26 protein-coding genes, 1 tRNA gene and 1 pseudogene are annotated in these 26,734 nt (G+C 61.1%); 16 read left to right on the top strand and 12 right to left on the bottom strand.

What is annotated here, in order from left to right; genetic code table 11:
* Positions 1 to 16 precede the first annotated feature (16 nt).
* Positions 17 to 1,105, bottom strand: coding sequence for a cytochrome d ubiquinol oxidase subunit II (gene cydB, locus ORD17_RS05955; protein ID WP_308389940.1), 1,089 nt, complete (start codon positions 1,103 to 1,105; stop codon positions 17 to 19).
* 53 nt (positions 1,106 to 1,158) lie between these two features.
* Positions 1,159 to 2,616: a cytochrome ubiquinol oxidase subunit I gene (locus ORD17_RS05950; RefSeq protein ID WP_308389939.1), complete on the bottom strand. Its 1,458-nt coding sequence runs from the start codon at positions 2,614 to 2,616 to the stop codon at positions 1,159 to 1,161.
* A gap of 307 nt (positions 2,617 to 2,923) precedes the next feature.
* On the opposite strand from ORD17_RS05950, the gene pgi reads away from it, so the two are divergent.
* From pgi to ORD17_RS05925, 5 genes are all read left to right on the top strand, one after another.
* A complete protein-coding gene (gene pgi / locus ORD17_RS05945; RefSeq protein ID WP_308389938.1) occupies positions 2,924 to 4,543 on the top strand; it encodes a glucose-6-phosphate isomerase in 1,620 nt (539 codons plus the stop codon).
* Positions 4,544 to 4,612: 69 nt separating this feature from the next.
* Positions 4,613 to 5,764 (top strand): D-alanyl-D-alanine carboxypeptidase family protein, encoded by a 1,152-nt coding sequence (locus ORD17_RS05940; RefSeq protein ID WP_308389937.1) that lies wholly within the window; start codon positions 4,613 to 4,615, stop codon positions 5,762 to 5,764.
* Between the two features lie 35 nt (positions 5,765 to 5,799).
* On the top strand, positions 5,800 to 7,821 hold the full coding sequence (locus ORD17_RS05935) for a transglycosylase domain-containing protein (RefSeq protein ID WP_308389936.1): 2,022 nt from the start codon (positions 5,800 to 5,802) through the stop codon (positions 7,819 to 7,821).
* A complete protein-coding gene (locus ORD17_RS05930) occupies positions 7,821 to 8,279 on the top strand; it encodes a hypothetical protein (protein ID WP_308389935.1) in 459 nt (152 codons plus the stop codon). Before ORD17_RS05935 ends, ORD17_RS05930 begins: the two co-directional genes overlap by 1 nt.
* Before the next feature lie 8 nt (positions 8,280 to 8,287).
* A complete protein-coding gene (locus ORD17_RS05925; RefSeq protein WP_308389934.1) occupies positions 8,288 to 8,512 on the top strand; it encodes a hypothetical protein in 225 nt (74 codons plus the stop codon).
* Between the two features lie 3 nt (positions 8,513 to 8,515).
* On the opposite strand, the pseudogene ORD17_RS05920 reads toward ORD17_RS05925, so the two are convergent.
* The 6 genes and pseudogenes from ORD17_RS05920 to ORD17_RS05895 form a co-directional block, all read right to left on the bottom strand.
* Positions 8,516 to 9,462 (bottom strand): annotated as a pseudogene (locus ORD17_RS05920) (ribose-phosphate pyrophosphokinase).
* Between the two features lie 39 nt (positions 9,463 to 9,501).
* Positions 9,502 to 9,576, bottom strand: a tRNA-Gln gene (locus ORD17_RS05915).
* Positions 9,567 to 9,803, bottom strand: coding sequence for a hypothetical protein (locus tag ORD17_RS05910; RefSeq protein WP_308389933.1), 237 nt, complete (start codon positions 9,801 to 9,803; stop codon positions 9,567 to 9,569). Before ORD17_RS05910 ends, ORD17_RS05915 begins: the two co-directional genes overlap by 10 nt.
* Positions 9,725 to 10,432 carry a 4-(cytidine 5'-diphospho)-2-C-methyl-D-erythritol kinase gene (ispE, locus tag ORD17_RS05905; RefSeq protein WP_308389932.1) on the bottom strand — a complete coding sequence of 236 codons (708 nt, stop codon included), beginning with the start codon at positions 10,430 to 10,432 and terminating at the stop codon, positions 9,725 to 9,727. Before ispE ends, ORD17_RS05910 begins: the two co-directional genes overlap by 79 nt.
* Positions 10,429 to 11,043, bottom strand: coding sequence for a lipoprotein insertase outer membrane protein LolB (gene lolB, locus ORD17_RS05900; protein ID WP_308389931.1), 615 nt, complete (start codon positions 11,041 to 11,043; stop codon positions 10,429 to 10,431). The genes ispE and lolB overlap by 4 nt, the downstream gene beginning before the upstream one ends.
* Positions 11,040 to 12,836: a tetratricopeptide repeat protein gene (locus tag ORD17_RS05895; protein ID WP_308389930.1), complete on the bottom strand. Its 1,797-nt coding sequence runs from the start codon at positions 12,834 to 12,836 to the stop codon at positions 11,040 to 11,042. Before ORD17_RS05895 ends, lolB begins: the two co-directional genes overlap by 4 nt.
* Here ORD17_RS05895 and hemA point away from each other — a divergent pair.
* From hemA to ORD17_RS05870, 5 genes are read left to right on the top strand one after another with little or no spacing between them, the layout of a single operon-like run.
* A complete protein-coding gene (gene hemA / locus ORD17_RS05890; RefSeq protein WP_308389929.1) occupies positions 12,768 to 14,072 on the top strand; it encodes a glutamyl-tRNA reductase in 1,305 nt (434 codons plus the stop codon). The genes ORD17_RS05895 and hemA overlap by 69 nt on opposite strands.
* Entirely contained in the window at positions 14,069 to 15,166 is a 1,098-nt protein-coding gene (gene prfA / locus ORD17_RS05885) for a peptide chain release factor 1 (RefSeq protein ID WP_308389928.1), read from the top strand. The genes hemA and prfA overlap by 4 nt, the downstream gene beginning before the upstream one ends.
* A complete protein-coding gene (gene prmC, locus ORD17_RS05880) occupies positions 15,156 to 16,016 on the top strand; it encodes a peptide chain release factor N(5)-glutamine methyltransferase (protein ID WP_308389927.1) in 861 nt (286 codons plus the stop codon). The genes prfA and prmC overlap by 11 nt, the downstream gene beginning before the upstream one ends.
* Positions 16,009 to 16,821 carry a bifunctional DNA-formamidopyrimidine glycosylase/DNA-(apurinic or apyrimidinic site) lyase gene (mutM, locus tag ORD17_RS05875; RefSeq protein ID WP_308389926.1) on the top strand — a complete coding sequence of 271 codons (813 nt, stop codon included), beginning with the start codon at positions 16,009 to 16,011 and terminating at the stop codon, positions 16,819 to 16,821. Before prmC ends, mutM begins: the two co-directional genes overlap by 8 nt.
* A gap of 20 nt (positions 16,822 to 16,841) precedes the next feature.
* Positions 16,842 to 18,800 carry a dynamin family protein gene (locus ORD17_RS05870; protein WP_308389925.1) on the top strand — a complete coding sequence of 653 codons (1,959 nt, stop codon included), beginning with the start codon at positions 16,842 to 16,844 and terminating at the stop codon, positions 18,798 to 18,800.
* Between the two features lie 26 nt (positions 18,801 to 18,826).
* On the opposite strand, the gene ORD17_RS05865 is transcribed toward ORD17_RS05870, so the two are convergent.
* Genes ORD17_RS05865 through rsmD form a run of 3 tightly spaced genes read right to left on the bottom strand, consistent with a single transcriptional unit; the run spans position 18,827 to position 20,190 of the window.
* Positions 18,827 to 19,078, bottom strand: coding sequence for a YfhL family 4Fe-4S dicluster ferredoxin (locus ORD17_RS05865; protein ID WP_308389924.1), 252 nt, complete (start codon positions 19,076 to 19,078; stop codon positions 18,827 to 18,829).
* A 42-nt stretch (positions 19,079 to 19,120) separates the two neighbouring features.
* Positions 19,121 to 19,624 (bottom strand): pantetheine-phosphate adenylyltransferase, encoded by a 504-nt coding sequence (gene coaD, locus ORD17_RS05860; RefSeq protein ID WP_308389923.1) that lies wholly within the window; start codon positions 19,622 to 19,624, stop codon positions 19,121 to 19,123.
* Positions 19,625 to 19,626: 2 nt separating this feature from the next.
* Positions 19,627 to 20,190 (bottom strand): 16S rRNA (guanine(966)-N(2))-methyltransferase RsmD, encoded by a 564-nt coding sequence (gene rsmD, locus ORD17_RS05855; RefSeq protein WP_308389922.1) that lies wholly within the window; start codon positions 20,188 to 20,190, stop codon positions 19,627 to 19,629.
* Positions 20,191 to 20,271: 81 nt separating this feature from the next.
* Between rsmD and ftsY the strand changes: the two genes are divergently transcribed.
* The 6 genes from ftsY to ORD17_RS05825 all read left to right on the top strand — a co-directional run bounded on the left by ftsY (position 20,272) and on the right by ORD17_RS05825 (position 25,414).
* Entirely contained in the window at positions 20,272 to 21,429 is a 1,158-nt protein-coding gene (gene ftsY / locus ORD17_RS05850; RefSeq protein WP_308389921.1) for a signal recognition particle-docking protein FtsY, read from the top strand.
* A complete protein-coding gene (gene ftsE / locus ORD17_RS05845) occupies positions 21,426 to 22,085 on the top strand; it encodes a cell division ATP-binding protein FtsE (protein WP_308389920.1) in 660 nt (219 codons plus the stop codon). The genes ftsY and ftsE overlap by 4 nt, the downstream gene beginning before the upstream one ends.
* On the top strand, positions 22,082 to 22,987 hold the full coding sequence (gene ftsX / locus ORD17_RS05840; RefSeq protein ID WP_308389919.1) for a permease-like cell division protein FtsX: 906 nt from the start codon (positions 22,082 to 22,084) through the stop codon (positions 22,985 to 22,987). The genes ftsE and ftsX overlap by 4 nt, the downstream gene beginning before the upstream one ends.
* 98 nt (positions 22,988 to 23,085) lie before the next feature.
* Positions 23,086 to 23,943: an RNA polymerase sigma factor RpoH gene (gene rpoH / locus ORD17_RS05835; RefSeq protein ID WP_308389918.1), complete on the top strand. Its 858-nt coding sequence runs from the start codon at positions 23,086 to 23,088 to the stop codon at positions 23,941 to 23,943.
* Entirely contained in the window at positions 23,940 to 24,278 is a 339-nt protein-coding gene (locus ORD17_RS05830) for a DsrE family protein (protein ID WP_308389917.1), read from the top strand. The genes rpoH and ORD17_RS05830 overlap by 4 nt, the downstream gene beginning before the upstream one ends.
* 50 nt (positions 24,279 to 24,328) lie before the next feature.
* A complete protein-coding gene (locus tag ORD17_RS05825; protein ID WP_308389916.1) occupies positions 24,329 to 25,414 on the top strand; it encodes a mechanosensitive ion channel domain-containing protein in 1,086 nt (361 codons plus the stop codon).
* On the opposite strand, the gene hslU is transcribed toward ORD17_RS05825, so the two are convergent.
* Positions 25,411 to 26,733: an ATP-dependent protease ATPase subunit HslU gene (gene hslU / locus ORD17_RS05820; RefSeq protein WP_308390064.1), complete on the bottom strand. Its 1,323-nt coding sequence runs from the start codon at positions 26,731 to 26,733 to the stop codon at positions 25,411 to 25,413. The genes ORD17_RS05825 and hslU overlap by 4 nt on opposite strands.
* Position 26,734 lies beyond the last annotated feature (1 nt).

The following is a 26,734-nucleotide window of genomic DNA, read 5'->3' as shown; positions in this document are numbered from 1 at the left end:
TTTGCGCCCGCCCCGATCAGTGGGCAGCGTAGATGCTCTTTTTGGTGAAGCGTCCGCGGAACACCCAGATCTGGTACCAGTTGTACATGATCATGATGGGTACGAAGCCAGTCATGAAGAGGGTGAACACCGCCAGCGAGTTGGCCGGATTGGCAGCGGCATCGATGGTCCAGGTTCCCGGTACGATGTAGGGAAACATCGTCGCCCACATAGCGGCCCAGAGTAGGGCCACCACCCCTTCGCCCCAGAGCAGGGCAACGAAATCGTGACCTGCAGAATGGTTGCTCATGGACTTGAAGGCAAAGAACAGCACGATGATCATCCACGCTGCCCAGACCCACCAATTGGAGCCGGTCCACTTGGCGGCCGCCCACGGGAAAATGGCATAGGACCAGACCAAAGTCACCACGATGGCAGCCAGGGCCAGGAAGGAGAACAGGCTGGTCCAGCCCTTGGCGCGCTCGTGTATCACATCACCAGGGACGAAACGCGCGCAGAGGTACAGGCCACCGGCCAGCCCCGCAGCAATGACCGCACCAACCCCCGTCCAAATACTGAAGGGGGTGAGCCAGGTCAGTGCGTTGCCGGAAAAGTGCATGACCGGGGTGCTATAGTCGCGCCCGGCAATATGCGCCATGGCCAGACCGTTCTGCATGGGAAAACCCTGCAGACTGGCACCCAGGGCGACGCCGGCAAAGAACGGTGCCAGCAGGCTGCCAATGGCAAAGAACCAGCCCCAGACCTTGCGGCTGGAACGAGCATGGACGTGGAACTCGAAGGCCACGGCGCGCATGATGATGGCCCAAAGAGCGATCATCAACGGGATCATCAGGTAGTTGAACGCCGAGCCGTAGACCAGCGGAAAGGCCCCGAAGAGCACGCCGCCAGCCACCACCAGCCAGGTCTCGTTGCCATCCCAAAAGCCGGCCATCGACGCCATGATGGCGCCACGTTCATCCTCATCCTTGGAAAACAGGGCAAAAATGCCGGCCCCTAGATCGGCGCCATCCAGAGCGATATAAAACAAAAACATCAACCCCAGCAAAATCCACCACCAGGTGGAAAGAGCCGAGGTAATCCGCACGATGTCGTGGGTAAAATCCATGGTAACCTCCTTCAAAATCAGTAAATGGGGTGGCGCGGGCCACCCCACGCGGCTCAGCGCTCAGCCTTGAGCATCGGCTTGGCAAAGCTGGCCTGCGCGTGACCGCCGCCGGCGTGCGCATCGCCCTCTTCCCCGTGATGGAAGAGCTGATTCGATGGGGCGATACCGTCCACGCCCTTGGCAATGACCCGGGCGAAGAAATACCAGGCACCGGCCCATACCAGAAGCTCGAAGAGGATATAGCCCAGGAACCAGATCACTTCCTGAGCCACGCTCATGTGACTCACACCTTGGTAGGTGCGCATCAGGCCATAGACCACCCAGGGCTGGCGGCCGATTTCCCGCACCCACCAACCGGTCCAGATGGCCAGATAGGGCAGGAAGGCAGAGAAGACCACGGCCCGCAGGAACCAGGGGCTTTTGCGGAGCGATTCGGCATTGAGCTTGCCACGAAGACGCAGCCAGTTCCCCCACAGCGCTACGAAGAAGAGGAAGAAACCAATCGCCACCATCACGCGGAAGGCGTAAAAGGGCACCCAGACGTCAGGGCGATCCTCGGGCGCGAACTGGTCCATACCTTTCACCGCGCCGTCCCAGGTATGCGTTTCCAGCAGACTCAAAACGTGCGGGATGGAAATCTGGAAAAGGTTGCCATCATTGTTGGCATTGGGGATCGCGATCAGGTTCCAGCTGGTGTTGGGTTTACCATCCGGAAGATAGGTATGGTAGTGCCCTTCCATGGCCGCCAAAGAGGTCGGCTGGGTATCGGCCACATCCTTACCGACGCTATCACCGATGAAGATCTGGATCGGGGTGACGATGAGCAGGGCAAGAAGGGTCGGCTTGAGCATCTTGGTGAAGAGATCGGCGTTGCGATTCTTGAGGATGAACCAGGCACTCACACCGGCCATGACGAAGAGAGACAGCTCCACCGTCGCTACCCACATGTGCGGAAAGCCCCAGACGAAGTTGTCGTTGAGGATGGCATGCCACCAGTTCTCCACCTGGAATAGGCCATCCTTGAGGACAACCCCGTTGGGCGTCTGCATCCAGGAATTGGCGACCAGAATCCACATGGCGGAAAGGCTGGAGGACAGGCCCACGTTGAAGGTGGCAAAGAGGTGCATGCCCTTGCTGACCTTGCCCCAACCAAAGACCATGAGGCCGATGAAGCCCGCCTCATACATGAAAGCGGTGATGGTCTCGAAGCCAAGGATATTGCCGAAGAAGGGACCAACGGCTTGAGAGAACGGGCCGTAGAGGATGCCGAAAGCCATCTCCATGGTCACGCCAGTGGCTACGCCGGCGCCAAAGTTGATGATGAAGATCTTTTCGAAGAAGCGATTGAGCTTGTACCAACGCTCATCGCCACTGCGAAGCCAAGCGACTTCCAAGAAAAACAACAGCCAGGACATGCCGATGGTCATCGGTGTCCAGAGGATGTGCATGGTGGTGATCCATGCGAAGTCCAGCCGACTGAGCAGGACCGGTAAGCTGTTTTCGATGATCATTGCTGATTCCTCGACTCGGTAGGGTTATGGATGAACTGCTGGTTCCAAAACAGCAAAGCGCATGCCACATTTCTGGCGAAGGGAGCGCCAGCAAAAATAAGGATTTGGTGATATGACTACTTAAGAATCGTTCAAAAGCACCGAATTGGCTGGTTGTTTTGCACCATATCTTCCCAAATAACCCAATATAATCATATATGTAGATATTTTTATTTTAGAGTAATCGTTTGCCTTGCAGCCTCCACGACCTTCTCCTACTCTTTTTGGAGTATCTCCCGACCAACTTGGCAAGCCCAGGAGAGTGAACATGTGCGCAGCAAAATTGCAGGATCTACCGGCCTGGCAGCGAGTGCAGAAGCAACGAGAGGATTGGGGTGATGCGAGGATTGCCGATCTCTTCGATGCGGATCCCGAGCGTGGCAGCCAGATGACCGCCGAGGCCTGCGGCATCTACCTGGATTACTCGAAGAACTGGCTGCATCAGGAAACCCTGGCGGCACTGATCGATCTGGCGCGGGAACGCGGCCTCGAGACGCGCCGCGCCGCCATGTTCGCTGGCGAGCACATCAACACGACGGAAGATCGCGCCGTCCTGCATGCCGCCCTGCGTGCACCGAAAGATGCCCGGATCTGCGACCAGGGAGTCAACGTCGTGCCGGAGGTGCATGCGGTTCTGCAGCGCATGATGACCTTCTGCGATAAGGTCCATAGCGGAGAATGGCTGGGAGCGACGGGCAAACCCCTGCGCCAAATCGTCAATATCGGTATCGGTGGCTCCTATCTGGGGCCGGAGATGGCCTACCGCGCGTTACGGCAGCAGCGGATCGCGGGCATCCGCGAACACTTCGTAGCGAATGTCGATGGTGCGGCACTCGCGGCGGTACTCGCCGAGGTCGACCCCGAAGAGACTCTGTTCATCATCGCTTCGAAAACTTTTACTACCCTGGAAACCATGACCAATGCCCACGCCGCCCGACGTTGGCTGGTGGCGGCCTTGGGCGAGGCAGCGGTGGAGCAACACTTCGTTGCAGTATCCACCAATGACAAGGCGGTCGCCGCCTTTGGCATGCATCCAGAGCATAGCTTCGGCTTTTGGGACTGGGTAGGCGGGCGCTACTCGATGGATTCCGCCATTGGTCTGGCCACCATGCTGGCGGTTGGCTCGTCGGCCTTTGGCGAGATGCTGCGCGGGTTCCATGCCATGGATGAGCACTTTCAGCATGCCCCGCTGGAGCAAAATCTGCCGGTGCTCCTGGGGATGATCTCGATCTGGTACAACAATTTCTGGGACGCACAGAGCCAGGCGATCCTGCCCTATGCCCACGACCTGGCCCGCTTTCCCGCCTATCTGCAGCAACTGCAGATGGAAAGCAACGGCAAACGGGTAGACCTCGCCGGGAACTCCCTTACAGTGGATAGCGGCCCAATCATTTGGGGTGAACCCGGCACCGACGGCCAACACTCCTTTTACCAATTGCTGCATCAGGGAACCCGCTTGGTGCCCTGTGACTTGATTGGTTTTATCGCCCCCCTCAGCGAATACAGGGACCAACATGACCTGCTCATGGCCAATCTCTTTGCACAAAGTGAGGCCCTGGCTTTTGGCCGCTCGGCGGACGAACTGCGTGCCCTGGGGGTACCCCAGGCACAGATTCCCCACCGGGTTTCGCCCGGCAATCGGCCCAGCAACCTGCTCCTCGTCGATGCCCTCACCCCTTTCTCTCTGGGTGCCCTGGTCGCCCTCTACGAACACAGCGTCTTCACCCAGGGGGTGATCTGGGGCATCGACTCCTTTGACCAGTGGGGGGTAGAGCTCGGTAAGGTCTTGGCCACGCGCGTCGAATCCGACCTGCAGGGCAAGACACATCATTCCCATGACAGCTCTACCCAGGCGCTGATCGAGCGCTACCGCGCCAGCCGTGGCTAGGCGGCGGGAACTTTTCCCGGCGGCAGTTTTTCCAAAGGAAAATCTTTCCTGAAGAGTTCTGCCGCCCCTATGAAGAAAACCGCCGCGTTTTTTGCTGTTTTGCTGGTTTCCGGTACTGCCTATGCCGTCGTGCCCACGCCTACTCTGCCCGCAGCACCACCCATGCCAGCACCACAGATTTCCGGCGTCAAGGCGGCGGTGCTGATCGACGTCAATACCGATCAAGTCCTGCTCGACCAGAATGGGCAAGCGAGCTACGACCCGTCGGGCCTGGTCAAGCTGATGACCGCCTATCTCCTCTATCAGGCAGAAGCGCAGAAGATGCTACAACCCGACCAGCACGTCTCAGTAAGCGTCGACGCCTGGCATGCCGCGGGCTCGCGCATGTTCATCCAGCCAGGTCTTCCGGTAACCATCGACCAACTGACCCATGGCCTGCTGATCGACGGGGGCAACGACGCCGCCATTGCCATTGCCCAGTCGGTGGCCGGCAGTGTCGGCGGTTTTGTCGACCTGATGAACCGCGAAGCCGCCAGCATGGGCCTGACCCAAACCCATTTCGTCAATCCCGATGGCATGCCCACACCTGGGCAGCGCAGTACGGCGCTCGACATCGCCCGCCTGGCACGGGCCCTGTTGGTGAAATTCCCGCAGGTCGAGAAAGTCGCGGGGCAGGCAAGTTACCGCTACAACAACATCACCCAGTACAACTACAACCCGTTGGCGGGCCAACACGGCATCACGGGTCTGGGAGTGGGCTTGGCGTCAGCCAACAACTGGGATCTGGCCGTCAGCGCCAGCCAGGAGGGTCGTGACCTGGTGGCGGTAATTCTGGGCGCCAGCTCGCGCGCCGTCGCCGGTACCGACGCCGCGGCCATGTTGCATTACGGTTTCCATGGCTGGCAGCAACGGCAGGTCTATCCCGCCGGCGCGGTAGTGGCACAGCTGAAGCGGATCGACTGGAGCCCGGAAACTCTCTCGGTCATCACCCCCAAAGCGATCAACGTGGTCGTCCCGCGGCCCAGCCAGGGCAAGGTGGAAAGCCGTTTCGTCGCAGCGGCCAATCTGCAGGCCCCGATCGCGGCCAATAGCAACGTGGGCACCCTCGATCTTCTCTGGCAAGGCAAGATCCTGAAAGCGGAACCAGTACTCGCGAAAAATGCGGTGGCCAAGGCCGGTTGGTTCAGTCGTCTCTGGCATCGCGCACAGGGTGCGCTATGAGCGACGCGCGATTGCGCTCCAGCGAGGCCTGAACAATGTCTGCGACTCCCTTCTTCCGCCAGCGCAGCTGGCGGTTCTGGCTGGTCTTTGTCGTCCTTTTCGTATTGGTGGACGCCGCCATCGCCGTTGGGTTCTGGACCTATCGCATCTACCAGGAACTTCCTCCAGTACAAGCGTTGGAACATTGGCATCCGGCCGAGCCACTACGCATCTATGCCAATAACGGTAAGCTCCTGCAGGTCATCGGCCCGCAGTTGCGCTACGCCTTGCCTCTCCGCCAGGTTCCGAAGCGCCTGCAGGAAGCTTTCATCGCCGCCGAAAACTCCAAGTTCTACAGCCACAATCCGCTGTATTATCCGGTCAGCTTTCCCGGCATCATTCGCGCTGCCTGGGTGGATCTCCTCCATTGGGGACCGGTGCAGGGAGCGAGCACGATTACCGAGCAGGTCGCCCGCAATTTTTACCTGACTCCGAAAAAGACCATCACCCGCAAGGTGGCAGAGATCCTCCTTGCCTACAAGCTGGCCCAACATCTGGATCGCGCGCAGATCCTCGATCTCTACGTCAACAAGATCTATCTGGGCGAGGGAGCCTACGGAGTACAGGCGGCCGCCGAAACCTATTACGGCAAGACGGTCTCGCAACTGAGTTTGGGCGAAATGGCGACTCTGGCGGGTTTGCCAGCTGCCCCATCGGTATTCAACCCTATCGCTTCGCCGGCCTCGGCCAAGACGCGCCGCGACTATGTACTGCGCCGCATGGCAAGACTGGGGTTCATCAGTGAGGAGGCCGCGCAACGAGCCATGGCCGAGCCAATTCGCGCCCGCTACCACGCCCCTGCAAGCAACTTGGCCCCTTATGCCACCGACTGGATCCGTAGCTGGCTGGAGAAGCATTTTGGCCCCGACTTTACCTACCGCAGTGGCCTGCGGGTCTACACCAGCATCGATCCGCGAGATCAGCAGGCAGCCAGCCAGGATGTGGCGATTGGCTTGGAGAATTACGCCATGGGTCTCGATAGCATGGACCCCAAGGCCTGGCGCGGTCCAATTGCGCAACTGCGCGGCCAGATGCTGCAGGCCGCTCTGCACGGGCAGCGCCCCCCCATGTTGCCGGACTTCGACCCGGCCAACTTGCGCTGGGCGGTGGTGGAAACAGTCGATGCGCAGAAAGCGCAGATCAAGATCGAGGGGCAACGGCAGGCCGAACTCCGTCTCCGGGACGTTGCCTGGGCCCGATTACGGCCCAATGGCCAGCGGCCGACGGGGGTGAATCAGGTGCTTGCAGCAGGTGATCTCATCTGGGTCCGGCACTATGTCGCCGCGGCGACGGAAGGAACGGGTAACCCCGTCTGGGGTACCAGGGTCTGGCACGCTGTACCCCACGCCGGCTGGCAGCTGGCGCAGATCCCGCACGTCCAGGGGGCCTTGGTTTCGCTGAATAGTCACAGCGGCGCCATCCTTGCCTTGGTCGGCGGCTTCAGCTACGAACTCAGTCATTTTGATCGCGCCCTGTATTCTTACCGGCAACCGGGATCCGGTTTCAAGCCCTTCGTCTATGCCTCGGTCATCGACGCTCCTACACTGCTCGCCAGTGGTCACAAGGGCTATTACACCCCGGTTTCCTTGATTGCCGACACCCCCCTGATCATCCATCTGGCGGACGGGCAGATCTACGCACCCACCAACTATAGTCGCACCTTTTCCAAGGTTCCCTTCCCGATCTGGGAGGATCTCGCCGACTCCCACAACGTGCCGAGTGTGCGCCTGCTCATGGATGTGGGCATCCCTTATGCGAAAACCTATGTGCAGCGCTTCGGCTTTCCCGCTAAACAGGTGCCGGCAACCCCTTCGATGGTGCTCGGTGCCGGCGATTTCACGCCCCTGCAGATGGCACGCGCCTACGCCACCTTCTCCAGCGGCGGCTTTCTCCCTCACCCCTATCTCATTCGCAAGGTGATCACCGCCAATGGCACGCAAGTGGCGCTTCTGCACTGCCCGTTGGCCTATCGGGCACCCGCCCGTCAGACGGTCATCCCCCGGGGGTGGCCTATCTGATGACGCGGATGATGGAGCGGGTGATCCGCGTCGGGACGGGGGTCGCGGCGCAGATTCTGCATCGCCATGACCTCGCCGGAAAAACCGGCACCACCAATGCCGAAGAGAACGCCTGGTTCAATGGCTTCAATCCGGAAATCACCACCTCGGTATGGGTGGGCTATGACGACAACCATACCATGGGCACCTGGGCGGCGGGTGCCCGCGAAGCCTTGCCGATCTGGATACGTTACATGGGAACGGCTCTGCAGGGCATGCCGGATACCGGCTTTTTCAGGCCCCCGGACGTCGTCACGGCGCGCTATGATCCGCAGACCGGCACTCTGGCCACCGGCGGTGGCAAGGGAAATCCCGGCAAGATGGGGTATTTTTTGGCAGGCTATCTGCCCCCCGCAGCCAAGACGCCACGACAGCAGGAAGAGCAGAGTTTCGTGCGCGCATTGATGAAAATCTTTTAGGAGCAAAAATGACGGAAGAGGGCAAAAATGCCGGTGCTTACGCTTGGGTTTGGGGTACGCTGATCCTTCTCTTGGCGGTGGTCGCGTACTTTTTTCTCCATGCCTGGTTGGTGAACGGTGTTGACCAGCCCGATCCGCATCCGTTGACCGTCATCGCAGGACACGCCGCAACTCCCGCCCCGCAACTGCCCGAACGGAAAACTCTCGACCGGCAGGCCGCCCCATACTCCTGAGAATCAGTCCATGAACAGGGAGCTGACAGAGTCTTCCTCGGCAATCCGGCGGATGGTTTCGGCAAAGAGTTCGGCGACCGAGAGCACGCGGATCTTGTCACAGGCGCGCGCTTCGCTGCTCAATGGAATGGTGTCGGTCACCACCAGTTCGTCGAGTTGGGAACCGCGGATGCGCTCGATGGCCTTGCCGGATAGCACCGGGTGGGTGCAGTAGGCGCTCACGCGCAGCGCCCCCGCGTTTTCAGAGCATGCGCCGCTTCACACAAGGTGTTGGCGGTATCGACCATATCGTCTACCAGCACGCAACTACGTCCGTCGACCTCGCCGATGATATTCATCACCACCGATTCGTTGGGGCGTGGACGGCGTTTGTCGATGATGGCGAGATCTACCTCCAGCCGTTTGGCAATGGCACGTGCGCGTACCACACCGCCCACGTCGGGGGAAACGACCATGAGATTTTCCGGGTTTTGCCGCCAGATGTCGCCGAGCAGGATGGGCGAGGCGTAGATATTGTCCACTGGAACGTCGAAAAAGCCCTGGATCTGATCCGCATGCAGGTCCATGGTCAGGACACGGTGCGCGCCAGCGGTGGTCACCAGATCAGCGACGAGTTTGGCAGTGATCGCCGTGCGGGCACGAGATTTGCGATCTTGCCGTGCGTAACCAAAGTACGGCATGACCGCCGTAATGCGATTGGCCGAGGCGCGCTTGAGGGCGTCGATCATGGCCAGCAGTTCCATGAGGTGATCGTTCGTCGGGGCACAGGTGGGTTGCAGTACGAAGACGTCATGACCGCGGACATTTTCCAGAATCTCGACGAAGACCTCGCCGTCACTGAAGCGGCTGACCTCTGCCCGCCCCAGGGGAATCTGGAGAAATTTGACGATCTGCGCTGCCAGGGCGGGATTGGCGTTCCCGCTGAATACCATCAGGCTACCGTGAGACATGAAAGGATGGATCCCTCTGCACTGTCCGCAAAAATAAAATGGCTGGGGCGCCAGGATTCGAACCTGGGAATGCCGGAATCAAAATCCGGTGCCTTACCGCTTGGCTACGCCCCAACAGGGATTTCCGGGAGAAGTCCGAGAAGCGGGTGGCGATTGCATCCTCTCACCAACCACCCACGCCATGGTGAGGGCAGTTGGGAAAGAAGGGCCTCACCAGCCACGCCTACGGGAATTTCGGCAAAACAACAGGCACCACTGCCGGTCAATCTTGCATTCCGCAGGCCTTGGGCACGCAACCAATCGATGCATTCAGCAATGACGGGATAACGGCGTCGGACCAAGGGTTCCAGGGTGTTCTCCTGATCCCCCCCAAAAACGCCGATATTGTGCTGGGCGGGTGTTGGCGTGTCAATTCGGGGGCGCGAAAAATTTCAGCGGTGGCAACGGATACGCCTGGATGTACGAGGAGGTACGGGAGCTCCGGGATGGGCGGCATGGGCTGGAGGAGCTCGCCGATGCCCTCCGCCCACGCGCTGCGGCCAAAAAGGAAGATCGGCACATCGGCACCGAGCGTGGTACCCATAGCCATCAACTCCGTTCGCGTCAGGGCGCAATTCCAGAGCTGGTTGAGCACCAGCAGGGTAGTGGCAGCATCGGACGACCCCCCGCCGACCCCCCCTCCTTCCGGCAACCGCTTGCGCAGAGTGATCTCCACGCCCTCGCTCACGCCGCAGCGCTCGGCCAGGAGGCGTGCCGCGCGCAGGGTCAATTCCTTTTCCGGCGCCAGACCTGGCGGCCCGCCAAAGGAACGAAACACCCCGGCAGGCGCCGAAGCAAAGCGGAGTTCGTCGTGCAGGTCAAGAAACTGAAAAACGCTTTGCAGAAAATGGTAGCCATCTTCACGCTGGCCAATGACCCGCAACATCAGATTCAGTTTTGCCGGTGCCGGATACCATTGCGCGTTCATCATTGCCCCAGTTGCCAGTTGCTGACCGCGATGCGCAACTGCAGGGCATCTGGCCCAGAGGCCTGCAAAAGCGCCGGCATCTGTAACCCGCCCACCGCCTCATAGCGCAGATATTGCAGTTGCCAGCCCCCCCAACGGGCGCGCTCGGGCAGGCCGGCGGCATCAAAGGAATCCACTTGCCCGGATGGCGGAATACCCAGCAGCCATTGGGGGAGTTCAGCAACGGGCAATGCAACCCCCAGTACCCGTTCGAGCAAGACGCTCATGGTACTCGCCGTCAGATGCCGGCCATTGGCCTCGAGCAGCGAGGCCTGCGCACCGTCATCGCGCAACTCGGCAACCGTATTGCCCAGGGGGCCGAGGATGCGGAGCTGCTCGCCGGTGGCCTGCTGCCGCCAGACAAAACCAAAACTCTGGCTCCCGCGCGGGCTACGCAGGGAGGCCTGACCGGTGGCCGTCCACCGATGCACCGAGGCGAGAACCTGTGCCCGTTGCTCAGCCGGCAGGAGAAGCTGCGCGCGACCACTTGGCGCGGGCAGCTGCGCGCAGGCGCCAAGTAACAGTAAGGCAGGAATCGCCAGCATCCGCCAATTCTGCCGCAGCATGCCTTTCATGGGTGCAACAGGGCCTCTTGGAGCTGCTTACTACCCGGGTGTTTCTCGAGGCCACGCCGCCACAGGGCACGCGCTTCCTCCTGGCGCCCCAGCTGCCAGAGGACGCGCCCCAGATGAGCAAGCACTTCCGGCTCGTCGCCAAGCTGGGCATGGGCCTTCTGGAGATAGTCCAGCGCCTTCTTTTGGTCGCCCTGCAGGTGGTAATACCAACCTACGCTATCCTGGATGTTGGGGTCTTCGGGAGCCAGTTGAATGGCCTTTTCGAGATATGCCCCGGCCTGCGCCAGTTGCTGTCGCCGTTCGAGCAGACTGTAGCCGATGAAATTGTAGGCTTGCGCGTCCTCGGGCCGCAGCTCGATGACGATACGCATGGCCTTCTCCATGCCGGCATAGTCCTTCTGCAGCTCGGCGATAGTGCCACGGGCATACCAGAGGGCAGCATCGCGGGGATTGCGTTCCAGGGCTTGATCGAGAACTCGTGCGGCATCGCCGTAATCGGCCTCTTCCTGGAGCAGTTGCGCACGCAGGAGCGGAATCTGCGCATCGTTCGGATGCCGTGCCTGGATTTTTTGCAGCTCCTGCAGCGCCTTGTCCTTTTGCCCTTGCGCATAATAGGTCTGGGCGATGCGCAGCTGCCCTTCGTCCGCCAGAGGCGTACCGGCCAGCTTTGCGTACTCCTCCCGCGCCTTCGACCACTCCTTTTGATCTTCGGCGATGCGCCCTTGGTAATAGGGGACCAATGGCGAGTGGGGAGCCAGCTCGCGTAGATGCTCCAGTGCCCGCTGGGCACCGCGCCAGTCCGCCTCTGCCAGGGCCAAGGGTAACATTTGGCCCCAGACTTTGGGTTCGTCCGGCTGCAACAGGCTGATCTGCTGCAATACCCGATAAGCCTGCGTTTGCCCACCCAAGCTAAGATAGAGTGTGGCGAGATGGGCACGCGCCTGCACGGCGCTCGGATGCGCGGCACAGTAGCTCTGCAAAAACTGTAACGCCGCCAGAGAGTCCCCTTGCCGGCGGAGGCTTTCGGCCTGCAATACCGCTGCTTCCTCCCAGTCCGGGCGCAGTCGTAATGCCTCGGCAAAGGCGCTGGCAGCACGTTTCGGTTGATTTTGCAGCAAGGCCAAACGGCCTAAGGCAAGCTGTGCTGCAGCAGAATGCGGATGATTCTGAACAACCGTGTGCAACAATCGTTCTGCATCACCGAAGCGGCCATGCTGTGCCAGCAGCTCGGCCAGCTGGCTGCTCACCCGCTCATCGTCGGGAAAGCGCGCCAATGTCGCCTGCAGCAACTCCAGGGCTGCCGAATCCTGACCATCGGCGAGGAGCAGCCCCGCTTCAAAGCGTGCGGACTCGCTGTCATCAGGTGCCAGTTCATGCCATCTTTTGGCCCAACGCAGCGCCATAGGCAGATCTCCGAGCTGCGCCGCAGCCTTCGCTGCCGCCGCCAAAACTGGCGCCACAGGGACCTGATCAACGCTGTGCCTCCAGGCCGGGATAGCGATTGCAGAGTCGTGTTGTTGGGTGGCAAACTCGGCACTGAGGAGATAGTACAGGCTCTCCCCCGACAACTGGACGCTGGCTCCGGCCCAGGGAGACACCCCAAGCACGATCAAGGCCAGCCAACGCCACTGTATCTTCCTGCCCATACCATTCCCTGCCCACCGCGATGCGCCGACAATAGCGCCAGCCTCAGCGGCTTGCAATCCGAACAAGCCTTGCGGACAATGCGCAAACATCATCGGGTCGTCAATGTCACGGATGGTACCGCCATTTTTTGCTACGGTTTGAGTCATCACAGCGCACCCATTGAGGTTCGCGAGAAAGTCGCATTCGCGCCAGATCAGTTGGCGGCGGCTCACCGGGATATACTGGACAAGAATTTGGCCAGGGAAGCCCTGATCATTTCCACCTGCAACCGCACCGAAATCTATACCTATGGTGGATCGGGACCGCGAGAGAATCGCCTGCAGCAGTGGCTGGCCGATTTTCACGGCATCGACGCCGAGATCTTGACCGGCAACAGCTTCAGTTATCACGATGCAGCGGCGGTACAGCACCTGTTTCGCGTGGTTTGTGGTCTCGACTCCATGATCATTGGTGAACCGCAGATTTTGGGTCAGGTGAAAGACGCCTACCAGATCGCGGCGGACATCGACAGTACCGGGCCCGTCCTCAACCGCTTGCTACACTGGGCCTTCCGTGTCGCCAAGCAGGTGCGTACGGAAACCGCCATCGGCGCGGCGCCGGTGAGCGTGGCCTACGCGGCAGTGACCCTGGCACGACAGTTGTTGGGCTCCCTGCAGAGCAAGCGAGTGCTGCTCATCGGTGCGGGGGAAACCATCGAGCTGGTGGCCACCCACCTGCGCGAACATGACCTGGATGGATTCCACGTCGCCAACCGCAGTCCCGAGCGCGCCCGTCTGCTCGCCAATCGCCTGGATGGTCAAGCACACCCTCTGGAAGACGCGGCTGCCCTGCTTCCCAGCGTCGATCTGGTATTGAGTTGTACCGCCAGTCCGCAAGTGATCCTCCGTTCCGCTGACGTTCAGCCTGGGCTGCCGCGCGAACGTGGCAGTCTGCTCTTCCTCGACCTGGCCGTGCCACGTGATCTTGACCCTGCCATTGACGAGCTGGACGGCTGCTATCTCTATACCATCGACGATCTCAACGACATCGCCCAGGCCGGTATGCAGGCGCGCCGCGAGGCAGCGACCGAGGCCGAACGGATCATTGCGCAAGAGGCCGATGGATTTCAGCAGTGGCGTGACAGCCTGGAGGTGGTTCCGGCCATTCGCCGTTTGCGGGAACACGTCGAGCAGGCCCGGCGCGCTGAAGTTCAGCGCTTTCGCCACTACCTGCAGCAGGGTCAGGACCCCGAAACCGTGCTGGACGCCTTTTCGAAGGCGCTCATGAACAAGGTCCTGCACGACCCGATCTCGACCCTGCGCCAGCCCTGTCAGGAAGCCACCAGCGAGGCCCTGGTCGCCTCGCTCGACATCCTCTTTCATCTCAGCGACGCAGAAGGATGAGTCTCAGCCCCCGTTTGGCGGGCCAGCTCGAGCAGTTGAGCCTACGCGCCGAAGAACTCGAACATCGTCTGGCGAGCCCGGAAATCTTGCAGGATCCACAACAGTACCAAGCCTTGTCCCGCGAGCTCGGTGAAATTCAGCCGCTGCGGGACCTGCTCGCGCAACAGGAGCGCCTGCAGGCAGAACGCGAAGATGCCCAACGCATCCTGCGTGAGGAAAGCGATGCCGAGTTGCGCGCCCTGGCGAGCGAGGAGCTATCTGCGGCGGAAGGGGAACTCGCCGAACTCGAGGCCGAGCTGCGCCTGCGCCTGCTCCCCAAAGATCCGCAGGACGAGCGTAACGTCTTTATCGAGATCCGTGCCGGCACCGGCGGCGAGGAAGCGGCATTGTTTGCCGGTGATTTGGCGCGTATGTATACCCGCTATGCCCAGACCAAGGGTTTCGACGTCACCGTCCTCTCCGCCTCGGAATCCGAGCGCGGCGGTTACCGCGAAGTAGTTCTGGAAGTCTCCGGGCGCGGTGCCTATTCCCGCTTCAAGTTCGAATCCGGCGGGCATCGTGTACAACGGGTGCCGGATACCGAGGCGCAGGGGCGCATCCATACCTCGGCCTGCACCGTAGCAGTCCTGCCGGAGGTAGACGAGATCGAAGGGATAGAGATCCAGAGTAGTGATCTGCGCATCGACACCTTCCGCGCCAGTGGTGCCGGTGGCCAGCACATCAACAAGACCGATTCGGCGGTGCGCATCACCCACCTGCCCACGGGCCTCGTGGTAGCCTGCCAGGAAGATCGCTCGCAACACAAGAACCGCGCCAAGGCCATGGCCTTGTTGCAAGCGCGTTTAATGGAGATGGCGCAGGAAAAGCAGCAGAACGCCACCGCAACGGCGCGGCGCTCCCTGATCGGCTCGGGCGACCGCTCGGAACGCATCCGCACGTACAATTTCCCCCAGGGCCGCGTAACCGATCACCGCATCAATCTGACCCTGTATCGCCTGGAGGCGATCATCGCCGGGGACCTAGACCCCCTCTACGAGGCACTCCTGCGCGAACATCAGGCCGATCTTCTGCAAAGCCTGGGTGATGACGCCTGAGATTCCAACGTCCGGGGATTCTTTACGGCACTGGCTTGCCTGGCTCCGCACCCAGCTTGCGGCCCACAGCGATGCGCCGGAGCAAGAAGCCCACTGGCTCCTGGAGGAAGTCTTGGACAGCAGCACCGCACTCTGGAGCCATCCCCAGGCGCCTCTGGGAGAAGCGCGCCGCGGCCACTTGTTGGCGCTGCTGGCCCGGCGCGTGGGCGGCGAGCCTCTACCCTATTGTCTCGGCCACTGGTCGTTCATGGAACTCGACCTGCGCATCGATCGGCGCGCGCTCATTCCCCGCCCGGATACGGAAACCCTCGTGCGTTGGGCCCTGGAGCATCTGCCCAACAAGGGCGCTGTGCTGGATCTCGGCACCGGTTGCGGCGCCATCATCCTCGCCCTCGCCCAGGCGCGACCGGATCTGGACCACTGGGCGGTGGACCGAAGCGAGGACGCTCTGGCCCTTGCCCGCCAGAATGGGGCTGCCTTGGGGCTGCCGGTGCGCTGGTGTATCGGAGATTGGTGTCAGGCCTTGCCTGCGGAGCAGCGTTTCTCCCTGGTATTGAGTAATCCCCCCTATCTGGCGGTCGACGATGCCCATCTGTCCGAACTGAGCGCTGAGCCCATCAGCGCCCTGGTAGCCGGAGAGACCGGGCTGGAAGCCTACCAGGCGATCCTCGCCGGAGTCGTCCACCACCTGGAGCCACAGGCACGCATCGCATTCGAACACGGCCACGAGCAAGGGCCGTGGCTACGTCAGCTCTTGCGCGAGCATGGTTGGGAGGAGGTGGAGACGCATCGGGATTTGGCTGGTCGCGAGCGCGTGAGCAGCGCCGTCTGGGGCACTCCATATGCCTGAATTGCCCGAGGTAGAGGTGACGCGGCGCGGCATCGAGCCGCATCTCGTAGGCCGGCGCATTGCAGCAGTCACCGTGCGCGAAGCGCGGCTACGGCGGCCGGTCAATGACGACCTCGCTGCCCGCTTACGGGGACAAAAAATCACTGGTCTGCGTCGGCGGGGAAAATACCTCCTGGCCGATCTCGATCAGGGCCAGATCCTGCTGCATCTGGGCATGTCCGGGCATTTGCGCGTCGTGCCACAAGATACCGTCGTGCAACGACATGATCATGTCGACCTGCTCCTGGAAGATGGCAACTGCCTGCGTTTTCATGATCCGCGACGCTTTGGCCTGCTCCTCTGGGGCGAGGACTGGGCTGGCGATCCGTTGTTGCAGGGTCTTGGGCCGGAACCTTTGGGTAGTGAGTTTGATGCGGATTATCTCTTCGCTCGCAGTCGTGGGCATCGGCAAGCCATCAAGAGCTTCCTCATGGATTCCCGCGTCGTTGTCGGTGTAGGCAACATCTACGCCAACGAATCGCTGTTTCGCGCTGGGATCGATCCGCGCCGGGCGGCCGGGCGCATCGCCCTGACCCGCTTGCACCAGTTGCATCAGGCGATCGTGGAAGTATTGCAGGAGGCGATTGCCGCCGGCGGCACCACCCTGCGCGATTTTACCCGACCCGATGGCAAGAAGGGCTATTTTCGACTATCTCTGGCAGTGTACGGACGCGAGAAGGAACCCTGTATCCGCTGCGGCAAAGCACTGCGCGCCGCACGCATCGGGGGGCGCTCGACATTTTACTGTGGGCAGTGCCAGCGCTAGATGCATCGAACGGGAGCGATATGCCGAATTCATTGAATGATTCGCCGATTCTGCAGGGCTTGCGATCTTTTCGGCGGTGGCGAGAGGACGTCGCGCAATCGCTGCATCAACTGGCCGAGCTTACCGGAGACCTCGGGCTGCTTCCCGGAGGAAGTATTCTCCAACTCGAAAACCTTGCCTTTGAGGTCGAACAGGACAATCTACGCCTGGCGGTGGTGGGCGAGTTTTCCCGCGGCAAGACTGAGCTGATCAACGCCTTGCTGTTTGCTGATCTTGGGCAGCGGTTTTTGCCTTCGAGCACCGGCCAGACCACCATGTGCCCAGTGGAAATTCGCGGTGCCCCGCAGGGCCGCGCGGGGCTACAGCTCTTGCCCATCGCCAGCCGCAGCATGGATGTCAGCATCGAAAAGCTCAAACGGGCGGGCAGCGCGTGGGTGCGGCTCAGTTTTGAGGAAGGCGGCAACCAGGGCCAACGCTTAAAGGTCCTGACCGAAACCATCTGTGTCGCAATCGAAGAGGCCAGGCGCCTCGGCCTCTGCCCCCCCCTCAACCGCGTGGCCAAAGGCCAGGAGAGCAGCGTCTGTCCCTCCTGCGGCCTGGGCAAAGTGTTGATTCCGCGCTGGCGGCACTCCATGCTCTTTCTGCCCCATCCGATCCTCGATGCCGGCCTGACCGTACTCGATACGCCGGGGCTGAACGCCATCGGCGCGGAACCAGAACTGACCTTCAGTATGCTTGCCAATGCCGATGCCCTGCTCTTCATTCTCGGGATCGATACCGGAGTCACGCACAGTGACCTGACCATTTGGGAGCAATACCTCAAACGCAATCGGAATCAGCACCAGCTCGTCCTCTTGAACAAGGTCGACACCCTCTGGGATGAGCTGCGTGACCCCTTCGAAATCGAGGAAGAAATCGAGGCTCAGGCACAGCGCACGGCCGAGCGTCTGGGAATCACCCGGGAGCAAGTGATCCCGATCAGCGGCCAGAAGGCGCTCCTGGCGCGAATCCGCGGCAATGAGGAATTACTGCAGCGTAGCGGCATCCTGGAGCTGGAAAAGGCCATCGCCGAACTGACCATCCCGGGCCATCGTGCGGCCCTGGAGCAGAAGAGCAGGACTCTGGCAAAGCGTATCTTGACCGAGCAAAAAGCGCTGTTGGCCGAGCAGGACCACCATCTGGTCACACAAACCCAAAATCTGCAGGAGCTCAAAGACCGCACAGGCGAGAAAGTGCCGAAACTGGTGCGCCAGCATCAACAGCGGCTGGCGCATTTCGAGCACGATCGAGGCGCCTTCGAGGGACGGAAGCTGGCTTTTCAGGAATCTGTCCAGGAACATCTGCTCGCCCCGCTTTCCACCGCCACTTTTGACTTGATCATCAGCAACGCCAAGGGAGAAATGCTTTCCGCTTGGACTACGGCCGGCATCGTCGATCGCTTTCGCAATTTTTTTGCCGAGGCCATCCGGCAATTCGACCTGGCGCTGGCTGGCGCGGAAACGGTCAATGGCGAAATCAGCCGGGAATACGCCGCGTTGCAGCAACGCTATTCCCTACCCGCCTTGGCCACCATTCCCTATGCCATTCTTCCCCGGCGCGCCGAGCTATTGGCCATGGCCGAGAGTTACGAACGCTTCGGCATGATGCTGGAAATCGCGGTGAACACCCAAAGTTCCGTCGTCCGCAAGGCCTTTCTCACGGTGGCCGGCAAGGTACGAGACTATATTGTCGACACGCGCCGCGACGCGCAGAACTGGGTCGACGAGGTCATGGCGGTGATGAATCAGTACCTGGAGAGTTATCACCAAAAGGCGGCCGAAGAACTCGAGGCCCTGGAGCGCATCTCCCTGGCCATGGACAGCATCGACGGTCGGGTAGAACACCTGCTCATGCAGCGCTCCACAACGCAGCAGCAAGTTCAGAAACTGGAAAGAGTCAGCCATTTGGTACAGAACGCCCTAGACGCGAAAGCCCTCTGATTCGGGCAGCGTGGCTGCCGCAAAGCTCAGACCTGTCCGGTCAGGAGCAGGAATTTTTCCTGCAAGGCCTCTGCCGATTCCGGGTTGGCAGGGTCGAGTTCGATGCAGTCCACCGGACACACTTCTTGGCACTGCGGCGTGTCGTAGTGGCCAACACACTGGGTACAAAGGCCCGACTCGATGACGTAGATCTGTGGCCCCATGTGGATGGCACCATTCGGGCATTCGGGCTCGCAAACGTCACAATTGATGCAGTTATCAAGAATGTGCAAAGACATGAAAAGCACCCCAAAAAGAAACTGGACTGATTCTACGCTTTCCTAGCCTTGCGGGGCAAAACGTCGACGCAGGGCATCGGCAACGACGGGCTGCACGAAGGCGCTCACATCACCGCCCAGGCGGCTGATCTCGCGCACCAGACTCGAGGACAGGAAGGTGTGGGCGTCCGAAGTCATGAGAAACAAAGTCTCCACGCGCAGATCCATGCGGCGCTGAATCGATGCCAGCTGAAACTCGTGCTCAAAATCCGATACCGCGCGCAGCCCGCGGAGGATGACCCGCACCCCCTCGGCCTGCAGCAGATGCAGGAGGAGCCCCTGAAATGGCCGCACCCGCACTCCCGGGATTCCCGCCAGGCAGGCCTCGGCCAACGCCACCCGCTCGTCGAGGGGAAAGATGGTCCGTTTGGGTGTCTCGGCTGCCACCGCCACCACGACCTCATCGAAAAGCCCGACGGCGCGTCGCACCAGATCTTCATGCCCGAGGGTGATGGGGTCAAAAGTCCCGGGATAGACGATGCGGCGCGGACTCTCGTTCTGACTCATGATCACCCCTCCTGCAAATGCAGCAGCACATAGTGGCTGTCGCCACAACGACCGGCACGATACCATTCCCAGCCAGCAGGTAGCTCGCTTTCCCGCCAAAGCTCCGCAGCATTGGCTTCCAGATAGAGCCATCCTCCCGCACGTACCGGGCTGTTTTCGCCCAGCAGGAGCGGCCAAAGGCGCGCCGGCCAGCCCGCCGCAAAAGGCGGATCGGCAAGCACCAGATCGTACTGCCGGACAAGACTGGGGAGCACGCTGAGCGCATCGCGGCCGAGCAGGCGGATCTTTGCATCGGGGCCACAACTGGCGAGGTTCTTCTCCAGAATCCGCCGGTGCGCGGCTGTGCTCTCGACAAAATCCACCCGTTCGGCACCCCGGGACCACGCCTCCAGTCCCAGAGCGCCCGTTCCGGCGAAGAGGTCGAGCACCCGCGCCCCCGCGATTTCCGTCGCCAGCCAGTTGAACAGACGCTCGCGCACCACGCCCGGAGTGGGCCGGATACTGGCACCGCTGGCCGTCTGTAGTTTCTTGCCGCGCAGCTTTCCGGCAATGATAGCAACCGACATCGCGTCTCCAAGAGATTGTTCGAGTTCGTCCTTCGCGAGATAATGCGGGCCCACAGAGACAATGAGGTTGGCCCACAGATCATGGTTTTGTCTTGGTTCAAGCGTAACAAAAGCACCCCTGCAGAGGAAACGCCAGCCGTTCTCGAGCCTGCGGAGCCGAGCCAAGAGCCGCTGCCTGCTGCGGCACCCGATACTCCATCCAGCCCGCCACCTGCCGCTGAGCCCGTGGACGAGAGCTCGCCGGCGTCGGAAACCCCCCTCGCGGCTTCCCGGTTTGCACCGGGCGAGGCACAAAAAACTGCAGAAACACCCAAGACGGGCTTCTTTGCCCGTCTGAAATCGGGACTCAGCCGCTCCCGCGAGCAACTGAGCGAGGGTGTCGCACGCCTCGTGCTGGGCAAAAAAGAGATCGATGACGAGCTTCTCGAGGATCTGGAGGCGATCCTCCTACAGTCTGATGTCGGCGTGCCCGCCACCCGCAGCATCATGCAAGCTGTCACCGAAAAGGTCCGCCGCAAGGAGCTGAGCGACCCGGCGGCGTTGCAACAAGCCATCCGTCAGTCTCTCCTTGATCTCCTACAGCCCCGCTGCGAGGCCTGGACCCCCCAAAAAGGGCAGACTCAGGTACTCATGATGGTGGGCATCAACGGCGCCGGCAAGACCACCACCATCGGCAAGCTGGCCGCACGCTGGAAAATGGAGGGCTTCGGGGTTTTGCTGGCAGCCGGCGACACCTTCCGCGCTGCGGCGGTGGAGCAGTTGCAGGGCTGGGGAGCGCGAGTGCAAGTCCCGGTGATCGCCCAGGGCAGTGGCGCCGACAGCGCCTCGGTGATTTTTGATGCCTTTGCCGCGGCCCGCTCGCGGGGTGCGGACCTCCTCATTGCCGATACCGCCGGGCGCTTGCATACCCAGGGACATCTCATGGAGGAGCTGAAAAAGGTCAAGCGCGTTCTCGGCAAGCAGGATCCCGACGCCCCGCAGCAGATTTGGCTGGTGTTGGACGCTGGCACCGGGCAAAATGCCCTGCAGCAGGCACAGCAGTTTCACGCCGCTGTGGGCCTGACCGGCATTTGCATCACCAAGTTGGATGGCACCGCCAAGGGCGGCGTGGTGGCGGCCATCGCCCAGGCGCTGCCCATCCCTATCCGTTTCATCGGCGTGGGCGAGGGGGTGGAAGACCTTCGCCCCTTCGATGCCGAGGCCTTTGTCGATGCCTTGTTTGCGCGGGAGTCTGCATGATCGAGTTCATCAATGTCACCAAGCACTACCCGGGGCGACGTCATGTCCTGCGCGAGCTCAATTTGCAGTTGGGCAAGGGCGAAATGGCCCTGCTCACTGGCCCTTCCGGCGCCGGCAAGAGCACCTTGCTGAAGCTGCTGACCCGGCTGGAAGCGGTGAGCCACGGCACCCTGCGCGTCGCCGGGGTGGACCTCGCTACGCTGCGTCGTCGTCACATCCCGGCGTACCGACGGCGCGTCGGCGTCGTCTTTCAGGACCACAAGCTGCTCATGGACCGCACGGTTTACGCCAATGTCGCGCTCACCCTGCAGGTTGCCGGGATGTCCGCACGACAGCTCGACCATCGGGTGCGTGCTGCCCTGGACAAGGTAGGGCTGGGAGAGCACTGGCGGGAGTTTCCGGAGACCCTCTCGGGCGGGGAACAACAGCGGGTAGGCATTGCCCGGGCCATCGTGCACACCCCCGAGATCCTGCTTGCCGATGAACCGACCGGCAATCTCGACCCCGAACTGAGCAATGAAATTCTGGATATGTTTCGCGATTTTTATCGGCACGGAACGACGGTTCTGGTCGCAACTCACGATCAGGGCCAAGTGGAACGCATGGGCGTACGCACCCTGCACCTTGCCCACGGACAGTTGCAGGAGAAAGCATGAGCCTTCATATACGCCTGCAGGCCTTAGGCAATGCGCGGGATACACTGCTGCGCCAACCCATCGCCACGGCACTTACCATCATCGCCCTGGCCGTGGTATTCGCCCTGCCTGTCGGATTGTTTACCGCACTAGGCAATCTGCAGCAGCTCCTCGCTAGCTGGCACAACCAAGCGCAGATTTCGCTGTATCTGCACGATGATGCCAGCCCCCAAGCCATCGCCCAACTCCGTCGTCAGCTCCAACATAGTCCCGGCGTGGTGGCCGTACGCTTTGTCGACAAGGTTCATGCCCTGGCGGATTTTCAGCACTATGCGGGCATGACCGCGGCCATCCAGACACTGGGAGAGAATCCCCTGCCGGCCTCTCTGATCGTCGAACTGAATCCCCTGGCGCAAAGCTCCAGCAGCTTGGAGGCCCAGGTCCAGCAGTGGAGCCACGAGGCCATCGTGCGCAGCGCCCAATCGGATCTGAAATGGGTGGCCCGACTACAGGCCATTGTCGCCCTCGGTACGCGGGCGGTCTACATCCTGGCCATCCTCTTGGCTTTGGGGGCGATTCTGGTGATGGGCAATACCATCCGCCTGCATATTGAGCAGCGTCGCGACGAGATCGAGATCAGTTCCCTGGTCGGGGCAACCAACAGTTTCATTCGCCGCCCCTTCCTGTATCAGGGTCTGATCCAGGGCATACTCGCCGGATTCCTGGCCTGGTTGATCGTGGCCATCGCCTTTGCCATCCTGCAGGGGCCTGTCGACCATCTGGCGAGCCTCTACGGCACGAGCTTTCCCCTGCATGCGCTGACGGTTGGCGAGGGGTTTCTCCTGGTCCTCATCAGCGCCGCGTTGGGCTGGCTGGGTTCACTGGTGGCGGTGGGCCGACATCTTGACAATACCGTCTCTTGAAATCCGTGGCGCGCGCCCCCAGATATTGGCAGCGTGTTCGGAGTAAACCTTTGCCCACTGCATTGGTCTAAACTCGGAGCAAAAACAGGAGATAGGCAATGAACGAACTGGTGGTCGCGAACAGAGAGTTGGCGAGTGTGGACGGCATGGCGGCTTACCTGCGCTTTGTCAATGCGCAGCCGCTGCTGAGCGCCGAGGAAGAGCGGGACTATGCGCAGCGTCTGCGCGAGCGGGACGACATGGAGGCGGCCAAGGCCCTCGTGCTGAGCCACCTGCGCTTTGTCGTGCGCGTCGCCCGCGCCTACCGCGGCTATGGTCTGCCGGAAGCCGACCTGATCCAGGAAGGGAACATCGGTCTGATGAAGGCGGTCAAGCGTTTTGACCCCGACCACGGGGTACGCCTGGTGTCCTTCGCCGTGCACTGGATCAAGGCTGAGATGCACGAATTCATCCTGCGCAACTGGCGGATCGTCAAGGTGGCAACCACCAAGGCGCAGCGCAAGCTCTTCTTCAATCTGCGCTCCAGTCGTAACGATACCGGCTGGATGAATCTGAGTGAGAGCGAGGCCATTGCCGAGGAACTCGGGGTAAGCCAACGCGAAGTACTGGAGATGGAAGGTCGTATGGCGGGATACGACTACTCCATCGATCACAGCAGCGAAGATGAGGAAGGGCATGCCCACAGCTTCGAGCTTGCGGACCCGGACGCGTCCTCGGTCGAGCAGGTCATCGAAAGCGATTGGGACCGGTCGCGCGAGCGCGGGCTGCGCAGTGCCCTGGCCGCATTACCGGCACGGGATCGCTACATCATCGAGAATCGCTGGCTGAGTGAGGAACCCAAGACCTTGCAGTCCCTGGGCGATGAGCTTGGAGTTTCGGCGGAGCGCGTGCGGCAACTGGAAAAGAGCAGCATGAACAGACTGCGTCAACGTCTACTAGAGAACGCTGCGGCTTGAAACCTGCCGCTGCCCTGGTCTTTCATATTGATGAGCCGGGCCGCTGGCCGCTGCTGCTCGGTAATCTCCGCAACGCGCTGCGCTCTGATGCCGGCGTTCGGCTGCGGGTCGTCGCCAATGGTCCTGCGCCCATCCCCCTATGGGCAGAAGGACTTTGGCAGCGGGAAGTCGCTGCCTTGATCGCCCAAGGGGTAGAATTTCTCTTTTGTCAGAATAGTCTGACGGCCTACGAGCTCGATGCCGCAGGTCGTCCAGAAGGGAGCCAGTTGGCACCTGCCGGCATCCTCGCTCTTGGCGAGGCGCAGGCGCAGGGTTTCGCCTACATCAAGCCCTGATTTCTGCTCCCTTCCCCATTTTCTGTACGATCTACGGGAGGGTTTCCTTCGTGATCCAGCATCTGTGGACGAGTGCCATCATAGTCGTGGCTGCGGGGCTGTTGTGGTGGTTACAGCGCAGCTATTTCCGTCATTATCCCCACAAAGGGTCCTTGCCCTTTTACCTGCTGCGGGTCATGGCGCAGCTCGGCATCCTCTGCGTAGCACTGCTCGCCCTAGCCCTGAACTGGGGCATGCCCAAAGAGGGCCTGCACTATGTCGGACACTATTTTCTGGACGGTTTTAGCGTCAGTGGGGTCAAAATCATTCCGGCGCATATCGTCGCCGCGATCATCATCGTGGCGCTATTGCTGCGTTTGGTGGAGTTCATTACCCGTCGACTCGACCATTTTCTCGGCATGTTTTCTCTGGATAGTGGAGCGCGTTATTCCCTGGTTATCCTGAGCAAATATGTCACCATCACCCTGAGTCTGTTGATTGGCATCGGGCTTGCCGGAGTGCCACTGGAAAAGCTGACCCTGATCGCCAGCGCCTTGTCCGTCGGTATTGGTTTTGGCCTGCAGACCATGGTCAACAATTTTGTGTCGGGCATCATTTTGATCTTTGAACGACCGATCAAGGTCGGAGACTGGATCCAGGTCGGCAGCGCCGAAGGATACGTCCAGCGCATCAGCATCCGCTACACCCTGATCCTCACCTTTGATCGCACAGAAGTCTTTGTGCCCAATTCCGAGATCATCTCCGGGCAGGTCACCAACTGGATGCATTCCAATAGCGTGGTACGCTTGATGTTGCCCTTTACGGTGGAACATAACGCCAATCTCGACCGGGTCAAGGAACTCCTTGTGGCGGTTGCGCAAAAGCACCCGGACGTGATGCAGGACGATCCCAGCATCATCCCGCCCTCGGCGCTGATTCTGGACGTGAATACGAACGGAATCGTGGTCTACTTGCGGGTGTATCTGCGCGATTGCAACTTGATGTTCAATGTGCAGACAGACCTCCGTGCCGGCGTCATGGAGTCCTTGCTGGCGGAAGGTATCCCGGTGGCTCGCCAGCAGCAGGACGTGCGCATTCTCAACAGCCAGCTCGAACCTCTGCGGCTGACAGAGGCCGAGGCAGGGAGCAAGACCTAGAGGATGTAGCGGGACAGATCCTCGTCGGCAGCCAAGTCACTCAGCCGAGCATCGACGTATTCGGCATCGATGCGCAGCGGCTGGCCGTCGTGATCCGGGGCCTGAAAGGCAATCTCTTCCAGCAGGCGTTCCATTACCGTATGCAGGCGGCGGGCACCGATATTTTCGACCCGCTCATTCACCTGCTGGGCAATCTCGGCAATGCGGCGGATGCCAGAGTCCTCGAACTGCAGGGTGACTCCATCGGCTGCCAGCAGGGCACTGTACTGGCGAACCAGGGCATTTTCCGGCTCGCGCAGAATACGTTCCAGATCTTCCGCCTGCAGCGCCTGCAATTCGACGCGAATGGGCAGGCGCCCCTGCAGCTCCGGGATCAGGTCGGCCGGCTTGCTCAGATGAAAAGCCCCCGAGGCGATGAACAGGATATGGTCGGTCTTGACCACGCCATAGCGGGTGCTGACGCTCGCTCCTTCTATCAGGGGCAGAAGGTCGCGTTGGACGCCCTCGCGAGAGACTTCCGCGGCACTTTGCCCAGTACCCCGCGAGGTGACCTTGTCGATCTCGTCGATGAAGACGATGCCATCCTCCTGCACCCGTTCCAAGGCCAGACTGCGTACTTCGTCCTCATTGACCAATTTGGCTGCCTCCTCCTCGCAGAGAAGCTTGCGCGCTTCGGCAATGGGAATCTTGCGCTTGGCCGTCTTTTGCGGCGCCATATTGCTGAACAGATCGCGCAGCTGTGCGCTCATTTCTTCCATGCCCGGCGGGGTCATGATCTCTACGTTGGCTTTGGGAGCCGCCAGCTCGATCTCGATCTCCTGCTGGTCCAGGCGCCCCTCCCGCAGCATCTTGCGGAACTTCTGCCGCGTCCCCTCGTCCTGCCGCGGTACGCTGACGTCGCGCGGTCCAGGCACGAGGATGTCGAGCAGACGGTCCTCCGCCAGCTCCTCGGCGCGCTGACCATTCGCCGCCTGCCGCTCACTACGCAGCAGGTTGACGGCGATCTCCGCCAGATCGCGAATGATGGACTCGACGTCCTTGCCCACGTAGCCTACCTCAGTGAACTTGGTCGCTTCCACTTTCAGGAAGGGGGCGCTCGCAAGCTGGGCCAGACGACGGGCGATCTCGGTCTTGCCCACCCCGGTCGGACCGATCATGAGGATGTTCTTGGGGGTGATTTCCTTGCGCAAAGGACCATCCACCTGGGCACGACGCCAGCGATTGCGCAGGGCGACGGCAACCGCCCGCTTTGCCTCCGCCTGGCCGACGATGTATTTGTCGAGCTCCTGCACGATCTCGCGCGGGGTCATTTCACTCATT

It is taken from the genome of Acidithiobacillus sp. AMEEHan, from assembly GCF_030996345.1.
Classification (GTDB): domain Bacteria; phylum Pseudomonadota; class Gammaproteobacteria; order Acidithiobacillales; family Acidithiobacillaceae; genus Igneacidithiobacillus.
This window is presented reverse-complemented; position numbering and strand designations above follow the sequence as displayed.